This window comes from Bacillus atrophaeus (assembly GCF_001584335.1).
Classification (GTDB): Bacteria; Bacillota; Bacilli; order Bacillales; family Bacillaceae; genus Bacillus; species Bacillus atrophaeus.
Genome location: NZ_LSBB01000018.1, coordinates 685,272 through 705,743 on the forward strand (window position 1 = coordinate 685,272; position 20,472 = coordinate 705,743).

The 20,472-nt window shown below is 44.2% G+C and carries 9 protein-coding genes; 7 read left to right on the top strand and 2 right to left on the bottom strand.

The window, feature by feature from the left end:
* Positions 1–43 precede the first annotated feature (43 nt).
* The 5 genes from AXI57_RS12235 (at position 44) to proB (ending at position 11,445) form a co-directional block, all read left to right on the top strand.
* Entirely contained in the window at positions 44–7,891 is a 7,848-nt protein-coding gene (locus AXI57_RS12235; RefSeq protein ID WP_061670219.1) for a non-ribosomal peptide synthetase, read from the top strand.
* Between the two features lie 459 nt (positions 7,892–8,350).
* Positions 8,351–8,533 carry a hypothetical protein gene (locus AXI57_RS12240; protein ID WP_061670220.1) on the top strand — a complete coding sequence of 61 codons (183 nt, stop codon included), beginning with the start codon at positions 8,351–8,353 and terminating at the stop codon, positions 8,531–8,533.
* Positions 8,534–8,911: 378 nt separating this feature from the next.
* Positions 8,912–9,280, top strand: a complete 369-nt coding sequence (rtp, locus tag AXI57_RS12245) for a replication termination protein (protein ID WP_003326000.1) — start codon at positions 8,912–8,914, stop codon at positions 9,278–9,280.
* Between the two features lie 165 nt (positions 9,281–9,445).
* On the top strand, positions 9,446–10,297 hold the full coding sequence (gene proC, locus AXI57_RS12250) for a pyrroline-5-carboxylate reductase (protein ID WP_072053244.1): 852 nt from the start codon (positions 9,446–9,448) through the stop codon (positions 10,295–10,297).
* Between the two features lie 23 nt (positions 10,298–10,320).
* Complete coding sequence (gene proB / locus AXI57_RS12255) at positions 10,321–11,445, top strand: glutamate 5-kinase (protein WP_061670221.1); 1,125 nt, start codon at positions 10,321–10,323, stop codon at positions 11,443–11,445.
* Between the two features lie 67 nt (positions 11,446–11,512).
* On the opposite strand, the gene gltC is transcribed toward proB, so the two are convergent.
* On the bottom strand, positions 11,513–12,415 hold the full coding sequence (gltC, locus tag AXI57_RS12260) for a glutamate biosynthesis transcriptional regulator GltC (RefSeq protein ID WP_003326003.1): 903 nt from the start codon (positions 12,413–12,415) through the stop codon (positions 11,513–11,515).
* Positions 12,416–12,562: 147 nt separating this feature from the next.
* On the opposite strand from gltC, the gene gltB reads away from it, so the two are divergent.
* Both gltB and gltD read left to right on the top strand, forming a co-directional pair.
* Positions 12,563–17,128, top strand: coding sequence for a glutamate synthase large subunit (gene gltB, locus AXI57_RS12265; protein ID WP_061670222.1), 4,566 nt, complete (start codon positions 12,563–12,565; stop codon positions 17,126–17,128).
* Between the two features lie 16 nt (positions 17,129–17,144).
* On the top strand, positions 17,145–18,626 hold the full coding sequence (gene gltD, locus AXI57_RS12270; RefSeq protein WP_061670223.1) for a glutamate synthase small subunit: 1,482 nt from the start codon (positions 17,145–17,147) through the stop codon (positions 18,624–18,626).
* 731 nt (positions 18,627–19,357) lie between these two features.
* Here the strand turns inward: gltD and AXI57_RS12275 are convergent.
* The gene (locus tag AXI57_RS12275; protein WP_061670224.1) at positions 19,358–20,347 is read right to left on the bottom strand and encodes a zinc-binding dehydrogenase; all 990 of its coding nucleotides are present in this window, start codon (positions 20,345–20,347) and stop codon (positions 19,358–19,360) included.
* Between the last annotated feature and the right edge of the window lie 125 nt (positions 20,348–20,472).

Genomic DNA, 20,472 nt, shown 5'->3' on the forward strand with positions numbered 1-20,472 from the left:
CGGGGACAGCCGCCAGCCGGCTAAAATTTACTGGAGGGATATTATGTCAGAATTTAAACAACAGGAGTTGTTCTGGAGCAGCATGTTCAATGCGGAAGATCGTCCCAGTGCAGTCCCTTCGTTTCAAATGTCGGACTCAACAATAGATCACGATGCGTCGAGTGCCCCTACCTGTATTTACAGTTCATTGAGATCCGATGTATCCCTGCGCATCATGACTATGACGAATAAATCGCCAATGGCCGTTTATATGGTTCTCTTGGTTGGAATCGAGTGTCTTTTGTACAAATATACAGGAGAAGAGGGCATTATTGTAGGTGTTCCAACCTTTGAAGACGAAACCGATGAGGATCTTCGTTTGGATCAAATCATGTTAATCAAACAAAACATAATGGCGAGCAGCACATTTAAGTCTCTATTTAATGAATTCAAACATACGCTGAACGAAGCCATCTTAAATCAGCACGTGCCCTTTGATAAAATGGCCGGTCCATTGAGTCTGAATTACGATTCGAATCATTTGCCAATGATTCCTACGATCGTATCATTAGATCAAATTCACCCCACTCATTTCAGAGAAACAGTTGCTTCGGATACTTTATTTCAATTTGACATGAGGGATGACTCCATTCATGTAAAGGTAACTTATAATGAGCAAGCTTATGATCGTCAGTATATGATGCAAGTGATTGAACATTTAAATCGTATTTTTTCGATCATGTTATTTCAACCTGACCTCACGATCCGCAAGCTTAATATTCTGTCAGATTCGGAAACAAATAAATTTCTTGCCTATAATCAAACGGCGGCCGAGTATCCAAGAGAAAAAATGATTCATCAATTGTTTGAGGAACAAGCGGAACGTACGCCGGATCAAGTGGCTGTTGTATACGAGGATAGCCAACTGACGTACCGGGAACTGAATGAAAGGGCGAATCGACTTGCTCGGACGTTGCAATCCGAAGGCGTGCAGCCGGATGAGCCGGTTGGGATTATGGCCGAACGCTCCCTGGATATGATCGTGGGGCTCTTCGGGATCTTGAAAGCCGGCGGCGCGTACGTGCCGATTGACCCGAGCTTTCCGGAGGAACGGATTCAATACATATTGGAGGATTCGGATACGAAGTTGTTATTAGTACAGAATCATTTGCGGGAGAGAGTACCTTTTACGGGGAAAGTGCTTGAACTGGAAGATCCGCATACCTTTTGCAATGACGGTTCGAACTTGGAGCCGGCGGCTGGTCCGAATCATTTGGCCTATGTTATCTATACATCAGGGTCAACGGGCAAGCCGAAAGGTGTAATGGTAGAGCATCGATCAGTGATCAATCGACTGGTGTGGATGCAGGAAAAGTACCCTCTGGATGAGCGGGATGCGATTCTGCAAAAAACTGCGATCACCTTTGATGTATCGGTGTGGGAACTGTTCTGGTGGTCGATGGCAGGTTCTAAACTGGTGCTGTTGCCAAGCGGAGGAGAAAAGAACCCCGAGTTGATTTTGGATACGATTGCACAAAAAGGTGTTAGCACAATGCATTTTGTACCGGCGATGCTGCATGCCTTTCTGGAATCCATGGAGCAGAAGCCGAGCGAGACGCTGAAGCGAAAGTTAGCGTCATTACGACATGTGTTTGCAAGCGGCGAAGCTTTGAAGCCTGTGCATGTGGCAGGATTCCAAAGCATAATCACGTCGGTGAGCCAGGCTCAAATCATCAACTTGTACGGACCGACTGAGGCAACAATCGATGTGTCATACTTTGAATGCCAGGCGGATGATAAGTATGCATCGATTCCCATAGGCAAACCGATTTCCAACATTCAATTGTATGTATTACATGCCGGTTTGGAACATATGCAGCCGACCGGCGTGGCAGGAGAACTGTGCATAGCGGGAGACGGGCTTGCACGGGGTTACTTGAACCGTCCGAAGCTGACGGCGGAGAAGTTTGCAGATCACCCGTTTGCACCAGGAGAGCGGATGTACCGGACGGGAGACTTAGCAAGGTGGCTGCCGGACGGCAATATTGAGTATTTGGGCCGAATCGATCACCAGGTGAAAATCCGCGGGTATCGCATTGAAATTGGCGAAGTCGAAGCCGCCTTTTTTCGTATACCGCCGATTCAAGAAGCCATTGTTATTGCACAAGAAATCAACGGAGAAACATCCTTGTGCGCCTATTACACCGCAAACCGTGCATTAACAGCAGGCGAGCTCCGTGAACAGCTGTCCCGGCAGCTTCCATCCTATATGATACCTGCTTATTTCGTTCAGTTAAAAGAAATGCCGCTTACTTTCAATGGGAAAATCGATCGTCAGGCGCTGCCTTCTCCAAGAGAGAATCTTACAGGTATGAACTATGAACCTCCACGTACAGAACTGGAAAAAATACTGGCCGGGGTGTGGGAGTCGGTATTAGGCGCAGAGCAGGTCGGAATCTCGGATCATTTCTTCGAATTGGGGGGCGATTCCATTAAGTCGATTCAAGTGTCCTCAAGATTATATCAAGCCGGGTATAAGTTTGAAATCAAACACTTGTTTAAATACCCAACGATCTCCGAGCTTGTTCCTTACGTAGAGCCGGTAACCCGAATCGCAGAACAAGGAGAAATCAAAGGCCAGGCGCTGCTGACCCCGATTCAGCATTGGTTTTTTGCCCAGGAATACCCGGAATTACACCATTATAATCAAGCGGTTATGCTTTATTGGAAAGAGGGGCTAGATGAATCGAAGCTTCGGGAAGTCATGAAGAAGATTACGGAGCATCACGATGCTTTGCGCATGGTCTATGTTCCGACAGAACATGGATACGAAGCTCGAAATCGGGGGATCGGTGAAGGTGATCTGTTCAGTCTTGAAGTGATCTCATTACTCGAAGAAAATAATGTTGCCCAAGCGATAGAAACGGTATCCAATGAGATTCAGCAATCCATTCATCTAACCGAAGGCCCGCTCATGAAACTGGGATTGTTTCAGTGTCAAGAGGGGGATCATTTGCTGATCGCAATCCATCATTTGGTCATCGATGGCGTTTCATGGAGAATTTTAATCGAGGATATAGCGGCTGCTTATGAGCAGCTTCAAAACGGGGAAGCGATCCGGCTTCCGAAGAAAACGGACTCCTACCTATTATGGGCCGAACAGTTGAAACGTTATGCAGGAAGTCCGGAATTTGAAATGAAAAATCAATACTGGTTCGGGCATGAACATATTCGAGCAAATGTATTGCCAAAGGATAACGAACAAGTAATCGGTCAGGCCAAAGACCAGGAAACGATCATCGTCCAATGGACGGCAGAGGAAACCGAACGTTTATTAAAAAACGCTCACCGGGCTTATTCGACTGAAATGAACGATTTATTGCTGACTGGACTGGGAATCGCTATTCATCGCTGGACTGGATATGAAGACATTCTTATTCATCTTGAAGGACACGGCAGGGAGTCTATTATTCCAGATCTCGATATTTCACGTACAGTGGGCTGGTTCACAAGCCTATACCCGGTTTCGCTCCAAATCAAGGCTGATCAGGATATCTCGCAGCGGATTAAAACAGTGAAAGAAAATTTGCGAAAGATCCCCCAAAAAGGAATAGGTTATGGCCTGATCAAGTATTTGTCAGATCACCCGATGGCGTCCGAATTTACCGGATATCCGGAAATTAGTTTCAATTATTTGGGCCAATTCGATCAAGATTTCCGAAACGGGAGGCTCGAGGTATCTCCTTACTCCAGCGGGAAATTAGCCAGCGACAAGCGTCCCATAACCTATACACTTGATATCAACGGCATGATATCAGACGGCCAATTGTCGTTGGCCATCAGTTACTGCAGTAAGCAATATCAAAGAGAAACAATGGAAACATGTGCCGATCTCTTAAAAAGCAGTTTGCAAAAAGTCATTGAACATTGTGCATCTCAAGATCAAATTCAGCTGACACCCAGCGATATTTCGTTAAAAGAAATAACAATCGACGAATTAGATCAATTTGTGCAGCAAACGCAGCATCTTGGCGACATTGAAAATATATACCCATTAACCCCTATGCAGAAGGGGATGCTGTTCCATAGCTTGATCGATTCGGCTTCCGAAGCTTACTTTGAACAAGCCGCTTTTGATCTGAAAGGTGTCTTGGATATCGAGGCATTTAGGATGAGTTTAGCGCATTTGGCCGAAAGATATGACATTCTTCGAACTCATTTTTATACGGAATGGAAAGATCAGCCTTTGCAGATCGTATTCCGGCAAAAGCCGATTGAAATAGTCGTTGAAGATATTCGCAGCATGAACGTTCATCAACGCAGCGAATTCATTGCCGCTTTTGCGAGAAAAGATAAGGCGCGAGGATTCGATCTCACCCGAGATGCTTTAATGCGCGTATCGATCCTGCGAACAGAGGAAGATCAAGCGCGATTGATATGGAGCTTTCATCATATTTTAATGGATGGCTGGTGTTTGCCGCTTATTATGAAAGAAGTGTTTGAGACCTATTATGCGATTCTTGAGCAGAGGCAGCCGAAGCGGGGGGCCGTTACTCCGTACAGCCGATATATCGAATGGCTGGATGAACAAGATCACGAGCAAGCTGCAGCCTATTGGCAGGATTATTTGGATGGCTATGAAGGGCAAACCGTTTTGTTGAAAGAACAACCTTCCAATCAGACCAAAGGATACGAAAAAGAAGAGCATGTGTTTCGTTTAGGAAAGCAGCTCACAGAGGAGATCAAACGGACCGCCAGTCGCCATCAAGTCACCGTCAACACATGGATACAAACCGCATGGGGCTTATTGCTGCAAAGATATAACGGCAGTCAGGATGTCGTTTTCGGCACGGTCGTATCCGGTCGGCCTGCAGAAATTTCGGGTATTGAATCCATGGTCGGTTTATTTATCAATACCATTCCCGTACGAATTCATGGTCCATCTGAGATGACGGTTTCACAAGTATTGAAATTGAATCAGGAGCTGGCGCTGGCTTCTCAATCATACGATACTTATCCCTTGTATGAAATTCAGGCTCAAACCGAGCAAAAGCAGCAGTTGATCAATCATATTATGGTATTTGAGAATTACCCGGTCGAGAAACAAATGGAACATATGAAGAAGGGTGAAACCGCATTAGACATTATCAATTTTCATATGGAAGAACATACGCATTATGATTTTACTTTCATTGTCATGCCGGCTGGGGAAATTGAAATTCGTTTTGTGTACAATGCCAATGTTTATGACCAAGCTAGTGTAGAGCGGATGCAGGCGCATTTTATGCAAATCATCAAGCAAATGGCGGACGATACGGCGACTCGCGTCCAAGAACTGAATATATTAACAGCGGATGAACGATCGTTCCTCGTAGACAAGTTTAACGATACGGCGGCCGAGTATCCAAAGGAAAAGACAATTCATCAATTGTTTGAGGAACAAGCGGAACGAACGCCGGAGCAGGTGGCGATTGTTTTTGAGGATGAGAAACTAACGTATCGGCAGCTCAATGAACGGGCCAATCAATTGGCTCGAACGTTAAGGGCTAAAGGCATGCGTGCGGATCGGCTCGCAGCCATCGTCAGCAAACACAACATCGAGTTGGTTGTGGGAATACTGGCCGTATTAAAAGCCGGCGGCGCCTATGTGCCTATTGATCCGGATTATCCGGAGCACCGCATACAGTATATATTAGACGACTCCAAAGCGGAGATCATCTTGACGCAGCACCATCTTCAGCAGCGATTGGCACATGCAGGCACAATCGTTCTATTGGATGAGGAAAGCTCTTATCACGAAGAGCACTCTAATATGGAGCGGATCAGCAGTGTGAAGGATTTGGCGTATGTGATCTATACATCGGGCTCCACAGGCAAGCCCAAAGGCGTATTAATTGAGCATCAAGGCTTAACCAATTATATTTGGTGGGCTGACAGGGTATATGTGAAGGGGGAGAAAACCAACTTTCCACTATATTCGTCCATCGCTTTCGACTTAACGGTGACGTCTATTTTTACGCCGCTCATCAGCGGCAATGCCATCATTGTCTTCGGAGGAGAAGACAGGGCTACCTTGCTTTCATCCGTTGTACAGGATTCCAGGGTGGATATTATCAAGCTGACTCCGGCTCATTTGCAGTTATTAAATGAAATGAACATTCCCCATGAGTGCACGATCCGGAAAATGATTGTTGGCGGCGACAATTTAAGCACGCGGCTGGCCCGGGACATCAGCGAGCAATTTCAAGATCAAATTGAAATCTTTAACGAATACGGACCAACGGAAACCGTTGTCGGATGTATGATTTATTCCTACGATCCGCAGAAAGACAGACGAGAATCGGTGCCAATCGGTACGGCCGCGGCCAATATGAACATTTATGTGCTGAATGCAGATATGAAGCCGGTGCCGATCGGCGTCCCCGGAGAAATGTATATTAGCGGGACCGGCATAGCCAGAGGATACTTGAACCGTCCCGATTTAACGGCTGAGAAATTTGTCGAACATCCGTTTACCGCAGGCGAGAAAATGTACAAAACGGGAGATGTCGCTCGATGGTTGCCGGATGGACATATGGAGTATTTGGGACGAATCGATCATCAGGTGAAAATTCGAGGCTACCGCATTGAAATTGGCGAGATCGAAGCGGCTTTATTGCAAGTTGAATCCGTCAAAGAAGCGGTCGTATTCGCGCTCGGAGAAGAGGGCTCCAAGCAGTTGTGTGCTTACTTGGTAGGAGACAAATCATTAAACACGCTGCAGCTCAAGCAGCAATTGCTGCACAAACTGCCGGCGTATATGATTCCAGCCTATTTTATACGGGTAGAGGAAATGCCATTAACAGACAATGGTAAAATCGATAGAAAAGCTTTGCCTGCTCCTGATGGAAATATGCCGACCGGAACCGAATACGTGGCGCCCGGAACGTTGATTGAAAAGCAGTTGTCCGAGATATGGAAGGACGTTTTGGCTCATTCTGACCTGGGGATTAAAGATAACTTCTTTGACGTTGGCGGCCATTCGCTCAAAGTATTGCAATTAATTCATCAAATTAACGCGGTCTTGGGCATCAAAATGCATTATCACGTCGTTTACGATTGTCCTACCATCGAAACAATGGCACGCGTCATTCAAGCTGAGGCTTCAGAGTACAAGACGGACAGCGTATTCGTTAAGATGAATCAGAATGGTTCGATCCCTGTGTTCTGTTTCCCGCCTTTAATTGGGTATGGGCTGGTTTATAATGAAATGGCGAAAAGACTTGATGGCGACTGCATCGTCTATGCCGCTGATTTTTTAGAAGAGCCGTCTTATGAGAAACCGATGATCGACCGGTATGTAGAAAGCATAATAGGCATTCAAGAAAAAGGGCCTTATGTTTTGCTTGGTTATTCTTCAGGATCGAATTTGGCTTTTGAGGTTGCTCAAGCCATGGAGCAGCGGGGATGCGCCGTATCCGATGTTATCATGCTGGATTCTCAAATAACCACTTCGGTGACTCATTTATCGGAAGAGGAAATCGAAGAAATCGTCCATCTGAATCTGGATATCATTCCAGATTATTACAGAGAATTATTAACCATTCCTTCGATTAAGGATAAAATCAGAGGCTATCTCGCGTACCATAATCAGCTGATCAATTCCGGTGCCGTCAACGCAGACATTCATCATTTGTTATGCGACGATTTGATCGAAAGAGGATGGGCGCAATCAACTGCACACAATTACCTGGAATATGAATTAAAGGGAGACCATGTTACGATCTTTGATCTTAAATATATTGAAGAGAACGTGAATACGATTCGGTCTATTGTGAAAAGTATTGATGAGCGACATCATGGTGAACTAGTACTTCATGAACAACTGTCATTGGAACCGTTTGTGAGAAACGCAAAATTTGATAGAAGATAATGGGTAGTTCTATGGGTTGGTGTGACATTATTGCTAGTCTCCCATTCTGCTAGAAATCTAGGGGAGAACGGCGGTTAGTTGCCCTAGCGATGCCTTCGATCCGTGTTGGATAGATGCAAATCAACTAGCATTAAGATTTGGGGACAATCCCTATTTAACGCGGGAAAGTAGTTAACGCTCTCAAAATCCCCATACCTGAGGAAGAGCGTTTCCAAATGATCATATATATCAAAAAATCTCTCGGTAATGGCCGAGAGATTTTTTGAAGTGAAAGACACTGATGTTTTAAGCGCCATAGAGTGTCACACTACTCTCAAAGGAAACTTCTCAAAAAAGGCCTACTATGAATTCTGTTTATTCTGAATACTATAAATTGACGGACCCATTTTCTCTTCTCATAAGGAGACATAAAAATAATTAAAGATGAAAAAACAGATGATAAATGGGATGTTATAAAGAATGTCAACATTTAATCAAGATGTTATTGTTATTGGTAAGGGACCTGCCGGAGCAACTGCGGCTTCTAGTGGTTTACAGGGTCTAATCATTGATGAAAAACCATTTCCACGGTATCGATCTGGGAAAACGCTTCACCCAATAATTGATCTTGAATCGCTGTATGTTCTGTTAAATATCTTATAGTATTTACTATTAGATTTGTGTTTAGCGGAGGATGAAGTTTGGTTTGTCATTTTATCATCTGACCTCCTCAACGATTACGTTATCATTGAATTCTTTTCTATTCCAACGGACACATTTTGAAGAAAAAGTAAATCTAACAAAGTATGAATTTCTTTTTAAAAAAGAGCACTGATACGAGAACTTAAACGAAAAATACGATAAAATGAACTAAATAAACTATGTACCAAATGTTCATTATAAATTGTTTTCGCTCACTAGCCATATAAACAGCACATACAAATACACGAAATAATGATCTAAGAAAAAAGCAGGAAAAAAGAGGGGGGAATTGAATATTTAGTACATAGTGTTTTCAGTTAATAGAAGGAGTGTATACGCATGAAAGAAGAAAAAAGAAGTTCTACCGGATTTTTAGTGAAACAACGCGCGTTTTTAAAACTCTACATGATTACAATGACAGAACAAGAAAGGCTGTATGGCCTGAAGTTGCTCGAAGTGCTGCGATCTGAGTTTAAACAGATTGGCTTTAAACCGAATCATACGGAAGTCTATCGGTCGCTCCATGAACTGCTTGATGACGGGATCTTAAAACAAATAAAAGTCAAAAAAGAAGGGGCCAAGCTGCAGGAGGTTGTTCTCTACCAGTTCAAAGATTATGAAGCAGCGAAACTATATAAAAAGCAGCTGAAAATCGAACTCGACCGCTGCAAAAACCTGATTGAAAAAGCACTGTCAGATAATTTTTAATAAAAGCCAAAACACCCGAAATCCAGTATATGAGCGGGTGTTTCTGTTTTCCATTATACATATTTGTCGAAAAGAAACAATAAGAATCAATAAGACCTTCAAACTTGACATCGTATCCTCACGTGGTAACATTTTAAACGTGTGAAAATTTGAGCAATAAAGGAGATGTTACCGATCTTTGATCAAAAAAGAGTAGCTTTTATTGGAGCTGGATCCATGGCAGAGGGAATGATATCAGGTATCGTTCGGGCCAACAAAATTCCGAAACAAAACATCTGCGTTACAAACCGCAGCAATACAGAGCGTTTAACTGAACTTCAACGCAAATACGGGATACAAAGCGTTACGCTGGACAATATGCCTTGTGAAGATATTGATGTGTTTATTTTGGCCATGAAGCCAAAAGACGCAGAAAGCGCTCTGTCATCCTTAAAAACGCGCATCCAACCCCATCAATTAATACTGTCGGTGCTAGCCGGCATTACAACCTCATTTATAGAACAATCATTGCATAACCAACAGCCGGTCATCAGAGCGATGCCAAACACGTCAAGCATGATCGGTGCTTCCGCTACAGCCATGGCGCTCGGCAATTATGTGTCAGGCGATTCGAAAAAGCTGGCGGCATTATTGCTTAAATGCATGGGTGAAGTGTATATCATTAAGGAAAGCCAAATGGATATTTTCACCGGAATTGCCGGAAGCGGACCTGCTTATTTTTATTATTTAATGGAATTCATCGAAAAAGCGGGAGAAGAAGCCGGACTTGATAAGAAATTATCACGAAGCATCGGCGCACAAACGCTGTTAGGCGCCGCCAAAATGTTAATGGAAACAGGAGAACAGCCGAATGTTCTTAGAAAAAATATCACTTCGCCGAACGGGACGACAGCAGCCGGACTGGAAGCTTTGAAAAAATGCGGCGGCGGAGAAGCGATCTCTCAAGCAATTAAAAACGCCACTGACCGTTCCATTGAAATTAGTGAAAATATCGAAAAAGCGACAGCAACACTATAAAAGCGGATAACAGGAGTGATACAGTGACGTCTGATACAGAGATTAAAAGGGTCGTTGTGAAAATCGGAAGCAGTTCACTGACGAGTCTTCAAGGGGAGATCAGCAGACGCAAGTTAGAAACATTAGTCGATCAAATTGTTAAACTGAAAGATAGCGGATATGAAGTAATTTTGGTTTCATCCGGTGCTGTTGCGGCGGGATACCGCAAGCTCGGATTAATCCAAAGGCCTGAGAGTCTGCCCGAAAAGCAAGCCTCAGCTTCAATCGGGCAGGGACTTCTCATGGAAGCTTATTCGAAATTGTTTTTATCACACGGTTATATTGCATCTCAAATTCTAATTACGAGAAGTGATTTTTCGGATGAATATCGGTATAACAATGTTCGTAATACAATGAATGTGCTGCTGGAGCGCGGGATTATCCCGATTATTAACGAAAATGACACCGTAACGGTCAATCGTCTTAAATTCGGGGATAATGACACGCTTGCTGCGAAGGTCGCCGGATTAATCGACGCCGATATGCTTGCCATTTTGTCTGATATCGACGGCTTATACAATGATAATCCGAGAAGGAATCCTAACGCAAAAAGATTAAAGAAAGTCAGTGACATCACACCGGACATAGAAGCATGCGCGGGTGACGCGGGCAGCGAGGTCGGAACTGGCGGAATGCGATCTAAGCTTGATGCCTTTAAAATCGTTATGGCCTCTGGCATTAAAGGATTTCTCGGTCAGGCGGATTCCCCGGATATTCTGCGGCATGCGGTTACTGAATTAGCCGAGGGCACTTATTTTGAAGCGGAAGGAACACTTCCTTTAAATCATAAAGAACAGTGGATCGCATTTAATTCCGGTCCGGAAGGCGAAATTGTGCTTGTTGATGAATGCACTGATCAAATCGCGGGCGGACAATTGTGCTTATATCCGGAAGGGGTAAATGAAATTAAAGGAAGGTTCAGCAGCGGATCAGTCGTCCGGCTGCTAGATCAAAATGACGAGGAACTCGGACTCGGAATTGTAAACTTTTCTTCAGCCCAGCTTCAAACCTGGCAGAAAGACCCTCTAAAACATAAAGACATGTTAAACAAAGCAGTGATTGACCAAGAAGCGTTTGTTTGTCATGTTGAATTGTCTCTGCCTCTTTAATAGAAGAAATAAGATATACGGGCACAGAAAAACCCGATGCTTCATGTTGAAGCTCGGGTTTTTTCATTTATTTATATTGCTCCAGTCTGGAGAAAAAGCGAATAACAAATTCATAAAAATCCTTCGCCGACGGAGCAAGATCCCTGTTTTTCGGCTTAATGATGCCGACAGTTCGTTTGACTTCAGGAAATTCAATCGGAATCTTCACAGTAAAGCGCGGAATGGTTTCGGCAAATGTGCTTTCAGGCAGAAGAGTCACACCCATCCCGGCAGAAACTAACCCTTTTATTGCATCTAAATCCTCGCCCTCTGTTGAGACAATAGGGGCAAAGCCAGCCTGTTTACAAGCGTCGATCGCCATATTTCTAAGAATAAAACCTTCCGGAAACAACACAAACTGATCATTTCGCAAATCGACCAAGTGAACATTTTTTTGTTTTGCAAGCGGATGATTTAATGGAACAAGCGCGTAAATTTTCTCTGTGAATAAAATATTTCCTTCTATGTCTGGGAAATGGGTCGGAACGGGTCCTAATAAAGCGATATCAATATCTCTGTTTTTCACTGCTTCTATCAAAAATTTATAAGAGCCTTGGCGCAGTAAAAATGCTACATTCGGATATTCTTCCTTAAATGCTGAGACTACAGTCGGCAAGAGCTGACTGGCAAGACTTGTCGGAAAGCCGATTTTTACCGTTCCGCGATTCGGATCAAGGTATTCATCAATTTGCTCCTTCGCGTAGTCAATTGCTTTCATGGCCGTCTTTACATGATCTAAAAACTGTTTTCCTATTGGTGTCAGCTTAATATTTCTGCCTTCCCGTTCAAATAAAGTAACATTCAGTTCCTCTTCGAGATTTGCGATTTGTCTGCTGATGGCCGATTGGGCGACATGCAGATGATCAGCGGCTTCTGACACATGTTCTCTGTCAGCGACCTCCATAAAATAACGCAGCTGGCGCAGTTCCATACTAGTCTCACACCCATCTATCTCATTTTGAGATGCTTTTGATCTAAATTATATATTGTTTATATTGTTTTGAAAACCTACAATGAAGATAGAGTTGTTAGATTTTATGACCGGTAATTAACGGAAATTGATCGGGGGAGAGGAATTATGACTTACAATCACATGCCGAAAGCTCAAGGTCTCTACCGTCCAGAATTTGAACATGATGCGTGCGGAATCGGCCTATATGCACACTTGAAAGGCCATCCGACACATGACATCGTCAAACAAGGGCTTAAGATGCTTTGCCAGCTAGACCATAGAGGAGGTCAAGGCAGCGATCCGGATACCGGAGACGGTGCAGGCTTAATGGTTCAAATCCCTGATGCTTTTTTTAAAAAAGAGTGCGGAGAGATGGAGCTGCCAGAAAAAGGACGTTACGGGGTAGGAATGGTCTTTTTCTCAAATAAGGCGGATGAAAGAAAAAAAATTGAAAAACAAATCAATCAATATATTGAAAAGGAAGGGCAAACCGTTCTTGGCTGGAGAACTGTACCTGTAAATGTCGGAAAAATCGGAACAGTGGCACAAAACACTTGTCCGTTTGTCCGGCAAGTATTTATCGGCGCAGGTTCAGAGGTGAAAGACAATCTTGCCTTCGAACGTAAATTGTATGTCATTCGCAAACAGGCTGAAAATTGGGGAGTCAAAGAGGAACTCGATTTCTATTTTGCAAGCTTGTCTAGCCAAACCATTGTTTACAAAGGGCTGTTAACGCCTGAGCAGGTTGACGCTTTTTATATTGATTTGCAGGATGAATCCTTTGTTTCAGCTTTTTCACTTGTCCATTCTCGATTCAGCACCAATACATTTCCGACTTGGGAAAGAGCGCATCCAAACCGTTATTTGATCCACAACGGAGAAATTAACACACTGCGCGGCAATATCAACTGGATGAGAGCGCGTGAACAGCAATTTGTATCTGAAAGTTTTGGCGACGATCTCGAAAAGATCCTACCAATCTTGAATGCAGACGGCAGTGACTCATCTATTCTCGATAACGCGTTTGAATTCTTTGTCATGGCAGGAAGAAAGCCGGCGCACACAGCGATGATGCTGATTCCTGAGCCATGGACAGAAAACACACACATGTCTAAAGAAAAAAGAGCATTTTATGAATATCACAGCTCACTGATGGAACCATGGGACGGGCCGACTGCCATTTCGTTTACTGACGGCAGACAGATCGGTGCCATTTTGGACCGTAATGGTCTTCGTCCGGCACGCTATTACGTCACAAAGGATGATCATATCATTTTCTCATCTGAAGTCGGCGTCATTGAGGTAGAGCAGGAAAATGTACTGTTTAAAGATCGTCTGGAGCCTGGAAAAATGCTTTTGATTGACCTTGAAGAAGGGCGCATCATTTCAGATGAAGAAGTAAAATCTGAAATTGCAAATGAATACCCATACCAGAAGTGGCTTGAGGAAGAGCTTGTCCAAGTGAACCCGGACCCTGAGACAAGGGAAGAAGAGCAGTTTAAAGACCTTCTAGTCCGTCAAAAAGCCTTCGGTTATACGTATGAGGATATTCAAAAATATTTAATTCCGGTCATTACGGAAGGCAAAGACCCGCTAGGCTCCATGGGGAATGACGTGCCGCTTGCCGTCTTATCTGACCGCGCGCAATCATTGTTCCAATATTTTAAACAGCTGTTTGCCCAGGTGACGAATCCGCCGATTGATGCAATTCGCGAGCAGCTTGTGACATCCACGATGACTTGGCTCGGGGCGGAAGGAGACCTGCTTCACCCAAATGAAAGAAACGCGCGCCGTATTAAGCTATACACACCGGTTTTATCAAATGAGCAATTTTATGCGCTGAAAACAATCGTTCATCCTGATTTTAAAAGCCAAAAAATCAATGTCTTGTTCGATGAAGATATGGAGCGCGGCCTTGAGGATATGTTTGCACAAGCTGAGAAAGCCATTAACCAAGGTGTGAGCCTTTTGATTTTGTCCGATAAAGCGATGAATCAAAACCTGACTCCAATACCGCCGCTTCTAGCAGTAAGTGCATTGCATCAGCACTTAATCCGGCAAGGAAAACGCACAAAAGTCAGTATCATCGTTGAATCCGGTGAAGCGCGTGAAGTTCACCATTTCGCAGCATTAATCGGATATGGAGCAGACGCCATCAATCCATACTTAGCTTATGCAACCTATAAACAAGAAATTGACGAAGGCCGGCTGAATATCGGCTATGAAGAGGCTGTCAGCAAGTATGGAAAAAGCATTACAGAAGGCGTCGTAAAGGTGATGTCTAAAATGGGTATTTCCACTGTACAAAGTTACAGAGGCGCCCAAATCTTTGAAGCTGTAGGAATCAGCAGCGATGTCATCGACCGTTTCTTCACCGGTACGGCATCACAGCTTGGCGGAATTGACCTGAATACGATTGCGGAAGAAGCCAAACGCCGCCATCAAGACGCCTACCTTGATGATTACACCCAAACGCTTGATTCCGGAAGTGATTTCCAATGGAGAAACGGCGGAGAGCATCACGCATTCAATCCGAAAACCATTCATACCTTGCAATGGGCTTGCCGCAATAATGATTACAATTTATTTAAGCAGTACTCTAAAGCAGCTGATGAAGAACGAATCGGATTTTTACGCAACTTGTTCTCCTTCCATGATGGCCGGAAACCTCTCAGAGTTGAAGAGGTAGAATCGGCTGAATCTATTGTAAAACGCTTTAAAACCGGAGCGATGTCATTTGGCTCATTGAGTCAGGAAGCACACGAAGCATTGGCGATTGCGATGAACCGCCTTGGCGGAAAAAGCAACAGCGGAGAAGGCGGAGAAGATCCAAGACGGTTCACCCCGGATGAAAACGGTGATGACAGAAGAAGTGCGATAAAACAAATCGCATCCGGCCGTTTTGGTGTGAAGAGCCATTATCTTGTTAATGCAGATGAGCTGCAAATAAAAATGGCGCAAGGCGCGAAACCGGGAGAAGGCGGACAGCTTCCGGGCAACAAAGTATACCCTTGGGTTGCGGACGTTCGCGGATCAACACCGGGAGTCGGACTAATTTCACCGCCGCCTCACCATGATATTTATTCGATTGAGGATTTGGCACAACTGATTCATGATTTAAAAAATGCGAATCGTGACGCCAGAATCAGTGTCAAATTGGTTTCAAAAGCGGGAGTCGGAACGATTGCTGCCGGCGTTGCAAAAGGAACCGCGGATGTTATCGTGGTCAGCGGTTACGACGGAGGAACTGGCGCATCCCCGAAAACAAGCATTAAGCATACTGGTCTTCCATGGGAGCTCGGGCTTGCCGAAGCACACCAAACATTGATGTTAAACGGTTTGCGCGAACGCGTCGTATTAGAGACAGACGGTAAGCTGATGACGGGCCGTGATGTAGTGATGGCAGCATTACTCGGAGCGGAAGAATTCGGATTTGCGACAGCTCCGCTAGTTGTTCTCGGCTGCGTCATGATGCGCGCTTGCCATTTAGATACATGTCCGGTCGGCGTGGCGACCCAAAATCCGGAGCTGCGCAAAAAATTCATGGGCGACCCTGACCATATTGTGAACTACATGCTGTTTATTGCTGAAGAAGTCCGTGAATTTATGGCAGCTTTAGGATTCAAAACATTCGATGAAATGATCGGCCGGACGGATGTGCTGCAAATCAGCGAACGGGCGAAGGCTCATTGGAAAGCAAGCCAGCTTGATCTGTCCACACTTCTGTATCAGCCAGAGGGTGTGCGCACATTCCAAACACCGCAAAACCATAAAATTGATCAATCCCTTGATATGACGACGATTCTTCCGGCTGTAAAAGAAGCAATTGAATCAGGAAAAGAAGCGGATGTCGATGTAGAGATTAATAATACAAATCGTGTGGCAGGAACCGTAACGGGAAGCGAAATATCAAAACGCTATGGTGCGGAAGGCCTTCCGGATGACACCATTAAGCTCCGTTTCACAGGATCGGCCGGCCAAAGCTTCGGCGCGTTTGTTCCGAAAGGCATGTCACTTTATTTGACTGGAGATTCAAATGACTATGTCGGAAAAGGGCTTTCTGGCGGGAAAATTATCGTCAAAGCGCCTGAGACGTTCAATTGCTCCTCACACGATCATGTCATTATCGGCAACGTGGCATTTTACGGCGCGACAAGCGGAGAAGCGTTTATCAGCGGGCGTGCCGGAGAACGCTTTGCCGTTCGGAACAGCGGAGTGAACGTTGTTGTTGAAGGGATCGGGGATCACGGGTGTGAATACATGACCGGAGGCCGGGTTGTCGTACTTGGAGATGTAGGCAAAAACTTTGCGGCCGGGATGTCTGGCGGTATCGCCTACGTCTTAACGGATGATCCAAAAGCGTTTAAACGCAAATGTAATCTTGAAATGATCTCATTCGAAGCATTAGAGGATGAGCAAGAAATTCAAGACGTCAAAGCAATGATTGAAAAACACGCGGCATACACAGACAGTCCAAAAGCGGAAAATCTCCTTAATCAATGGGAAGAAACCGTTAAGAAGTTTGTGAAGGTCATTCCGAAAAATTATAAACAAATGCTCCTCAGCATCGAAGAACAAAAAGCGGCGGGCTTATCAGAAGAAGAGGCTATTATGTATGCTTTTGAAGCCAACACGAAGCCGGCGGCAAAAGCGAAAGCATCTGCAGATCAAAAACAAGCAGTAGCACAGTAAGAAAGGGGAGAGGAACATGGGGAAACCAACTGGATTTATGGAAATCAAACGAGAAAAACCAGCTGAGCGGGACCCTCTCACTCGCTTAAAAGATTGGAAAGAATATTCGGCTCCTTTTTCAGAGGAAGCATCGAAACGGCAGGGGGCGCGGTGTATGGATTGCGGTACACCGTTTTGCCAAATCGGTGCGGACATTAACGGATTTACATCAGGGTGCCCGATATACAATTTGATTCCCGAATGGAATGACCTTGTTTATCGGGGCAGATGGAAGGAAGCTTTGGAACGTCTCGTTAAAACGAATAACTTTCCGGAATTCACAGGGCGGGTTTGTCCCGCTCCATGTGAAGGATCTTGTACAGTAGCGATTTCTGACCCGGCCGTTTCAATTAAAAATATTGAACGGACCATTATTGACAAAGGGTTTGAAAACGGCTGGATTACACCGAGAATACCAAAAAAACGCACAGGCAAAAAAGTTGCTGTTGTAGGTTCGGGTCCGGCCGGTCTTGCCAGCGCTGACCAGCTGAACCAAGCCGGGCATTCCGTCACTGTCTTTGAACGCGCAGACAGGGCAGGCGGCCTCTTAACATACGGGATTCCGAATATGAAACTTGAAAAAGGAATTGTAGAACGCCGCATAAAACTGCTGACACAAGAGGGAATCGACTTTGTCACAAATACCGAAATCGGCGTGGATATCACGGCTGATGAATTGAAAGAGCAATTTGACGCTGTCATTCTTTGTACGGGGGCTCAAAAACAGCGTGATTTATTAATGGAAGGCAGGGAATCTAAAGGTGTCCACTTAGCGATGGATTACTTAACGCTTGCTACGAAAAGTTATTTAGATTCTAATTTTAAAGACAAACGGTTCATTGACGCAAAAGGGAAAGATGTTATTGTCATCGGCGGGGGAGATACAGGTGCTGACTGTGTGGCAACGGCATTGCGCCAAAAAGCGCGGAGTGTGTATCAATTCGGTAAGCATCCTAAGCTTCCGGCAGCACGCACGAGCGACAACATGTGGCCTGAACAGCCCCACGTCTTTACACTTGAATATGCGTATGAAGAAGCAGAAGCCAAATTTGGAAAAGATCCGAGAGAATACTCGATTCAAACCAAAAAAATCGTCGCTGACAAAAACGGACGTTTAAAAGAGCTTCATACCATTCAAATGGAAAAAGTAAAAAATGAGCACGGAAAATACGAATTCCACGAACTGCCTGGAACGGAAAAAGTATGGCCCGCTCAGCTTGTCTTTATCGCCATCGGTTTTGAAGGCACAGAACAGCCGCTATTAAAACAGTTTGGCGTAGATTCAACAAATCATAAAATTAACGCAGCATATGGGGATTATAAAACAAATATTGACGGAGTTTTCGCTGCAGGGGATGCCAGAAGGGGCCAAAGTTTAATTGTATGGGCAATTAACGAAGGCCGTGAAGTGGCGCGCGAAGTTGACCGTTATTTGATGGGGAGTTCAGTATTACCGTAAATAAAGGGGTTTTTATATATGATTCAGGAACTGGTTTTGCATTAGCCGGTTCCTGAATTTTTTATTTGCGTTAAATCCGAATATCTTTGGCCGTTATTCAGGTTTCATACATTTCAAATCTGTGAGTAAGGGGGAGCGTCAGGAAAGTGCTTATTTAACACCGTTAAAGAAATTCTAAAATGGGATACCCATAACTTTTCGGAAGTAAATTTCAACATAAATATAGCCAAATTCCTGTATGTTTAGGAATTTGGCTTATGTATAGATTTTTAATCTTTATTTATTGCAAACCCAAATTATTCGATGTAATGTTTCGCTAGAATTAGAATCTAATATAAATAAGGATTTATCACTTCGCTCCGTGGAAGTTTACTAGATCCGTCTAAGCTTTAACGGCGTTTATATGAAGATGCTTTAGCGAAAGCGGATGATTTATTTGGAATACTCTACATCTAACAAAAGCAGTTGCATAGCATCATATGTCACCTTTAGGCTGGGAACATATTAATTTACTAGGAGAATACCATTTTAATTCGGAGAAATTGGTATCATTACATTCTTTAAGACCACTAAAACTTTCTTAACGTTGTTAAAGACAGGGGGAATCGTCTTGAAAATGGGCTTAGCGTTGTAAATCCGCATTTTCCTGACGGTACCCCAGTAAGAAAAAATGCCAGGGAAGGCTTGGTGTCTAAATTTGTTAAAACGCCGTGTCGTAAAAAATAAATTTTTCAAATCACGGAAAGTCCGATGTTCCCAAATTGGCCCCCGTGTTTCATTCGGCTGAATGCAGCAGCAGCTTCCTGCAAAGGGTACATTTGATCAATAATAGGCCGAAGCGAATGCTGCTCCATAAAATGAACCATACGAGTAAATTCTTCACTGCTGCCCATTGAAGTACCCAGTATGCTGATCTGCGGAAAGAAAAGGGACCGCAGCGGGATGTCAATTGTATCTCCTGAACTTGCCCCAAAGCTTACAATCCGGCCGTTAGGCTTCAGGACTTCAAAATAGTTAGAGAATACCGCGGGACCTATACTGTCCAGAACGATATCAGCCTTTTCGCCATTCAGGCTTTTCTTCCAATCGCCGTAACTGTCAAAGGCGAAGTCGGCTCCGATTGTTAAAGCTGTTTTCCTTTTATCTTCACTGCGGGAGGTGACGCTTACTTTCGCTCCCGCAGCTTTTGCCATTAATAAAGCGAAAGTTGCCACACCGCCTCCGATTCCCGGTATAATGATGTGTTCACCTTTTTTTAACTTGCCTTTTGTAAAAAGTGCCCTATAGGCTGTCAGTGCTGATAATGGCAGAACGCCTGCTTCTTCCCATGACAGATAGGCTGGTTTTTTCACTGCATTTTCCGCAGGTATGATTACATATTCAGAAAATGTGCCGTCAGAAGGTCCTCCTAAAATATCTGGAACCTCCGGGAGGTTATCAGCTGATTTCCAATTCATCGTTGGATTGATAATGACTTCTGTATTGGCAGAAAGGCCCTTTACACCTTCTCCTACTGCTTCGATTATCCCTGCACCATCAGAACCAAGAATGAAAGCTGGATCATTTTCAGATCGGGCTTTCATTAAAAATAGGTCACGGTGGTTTAATCCCGCTGTTTTTATTTTCACCAATACTTCGCCGTACGCCGGTGTTTTACTAGGCACGTCCTTATATTTCAGTCCCTCAATGCCGCTCTTTCCATCATGAATAATCGCTTTCATTTCATTCTCCCCCTAAATGATGAGATCTCTTTTGTATTTACATATTTTACACACCTGTTTACATCAAGTAAAATGAACAAAAGTGATAGACGCGATCAATATAAATAATATCAGGAAGGCTGATT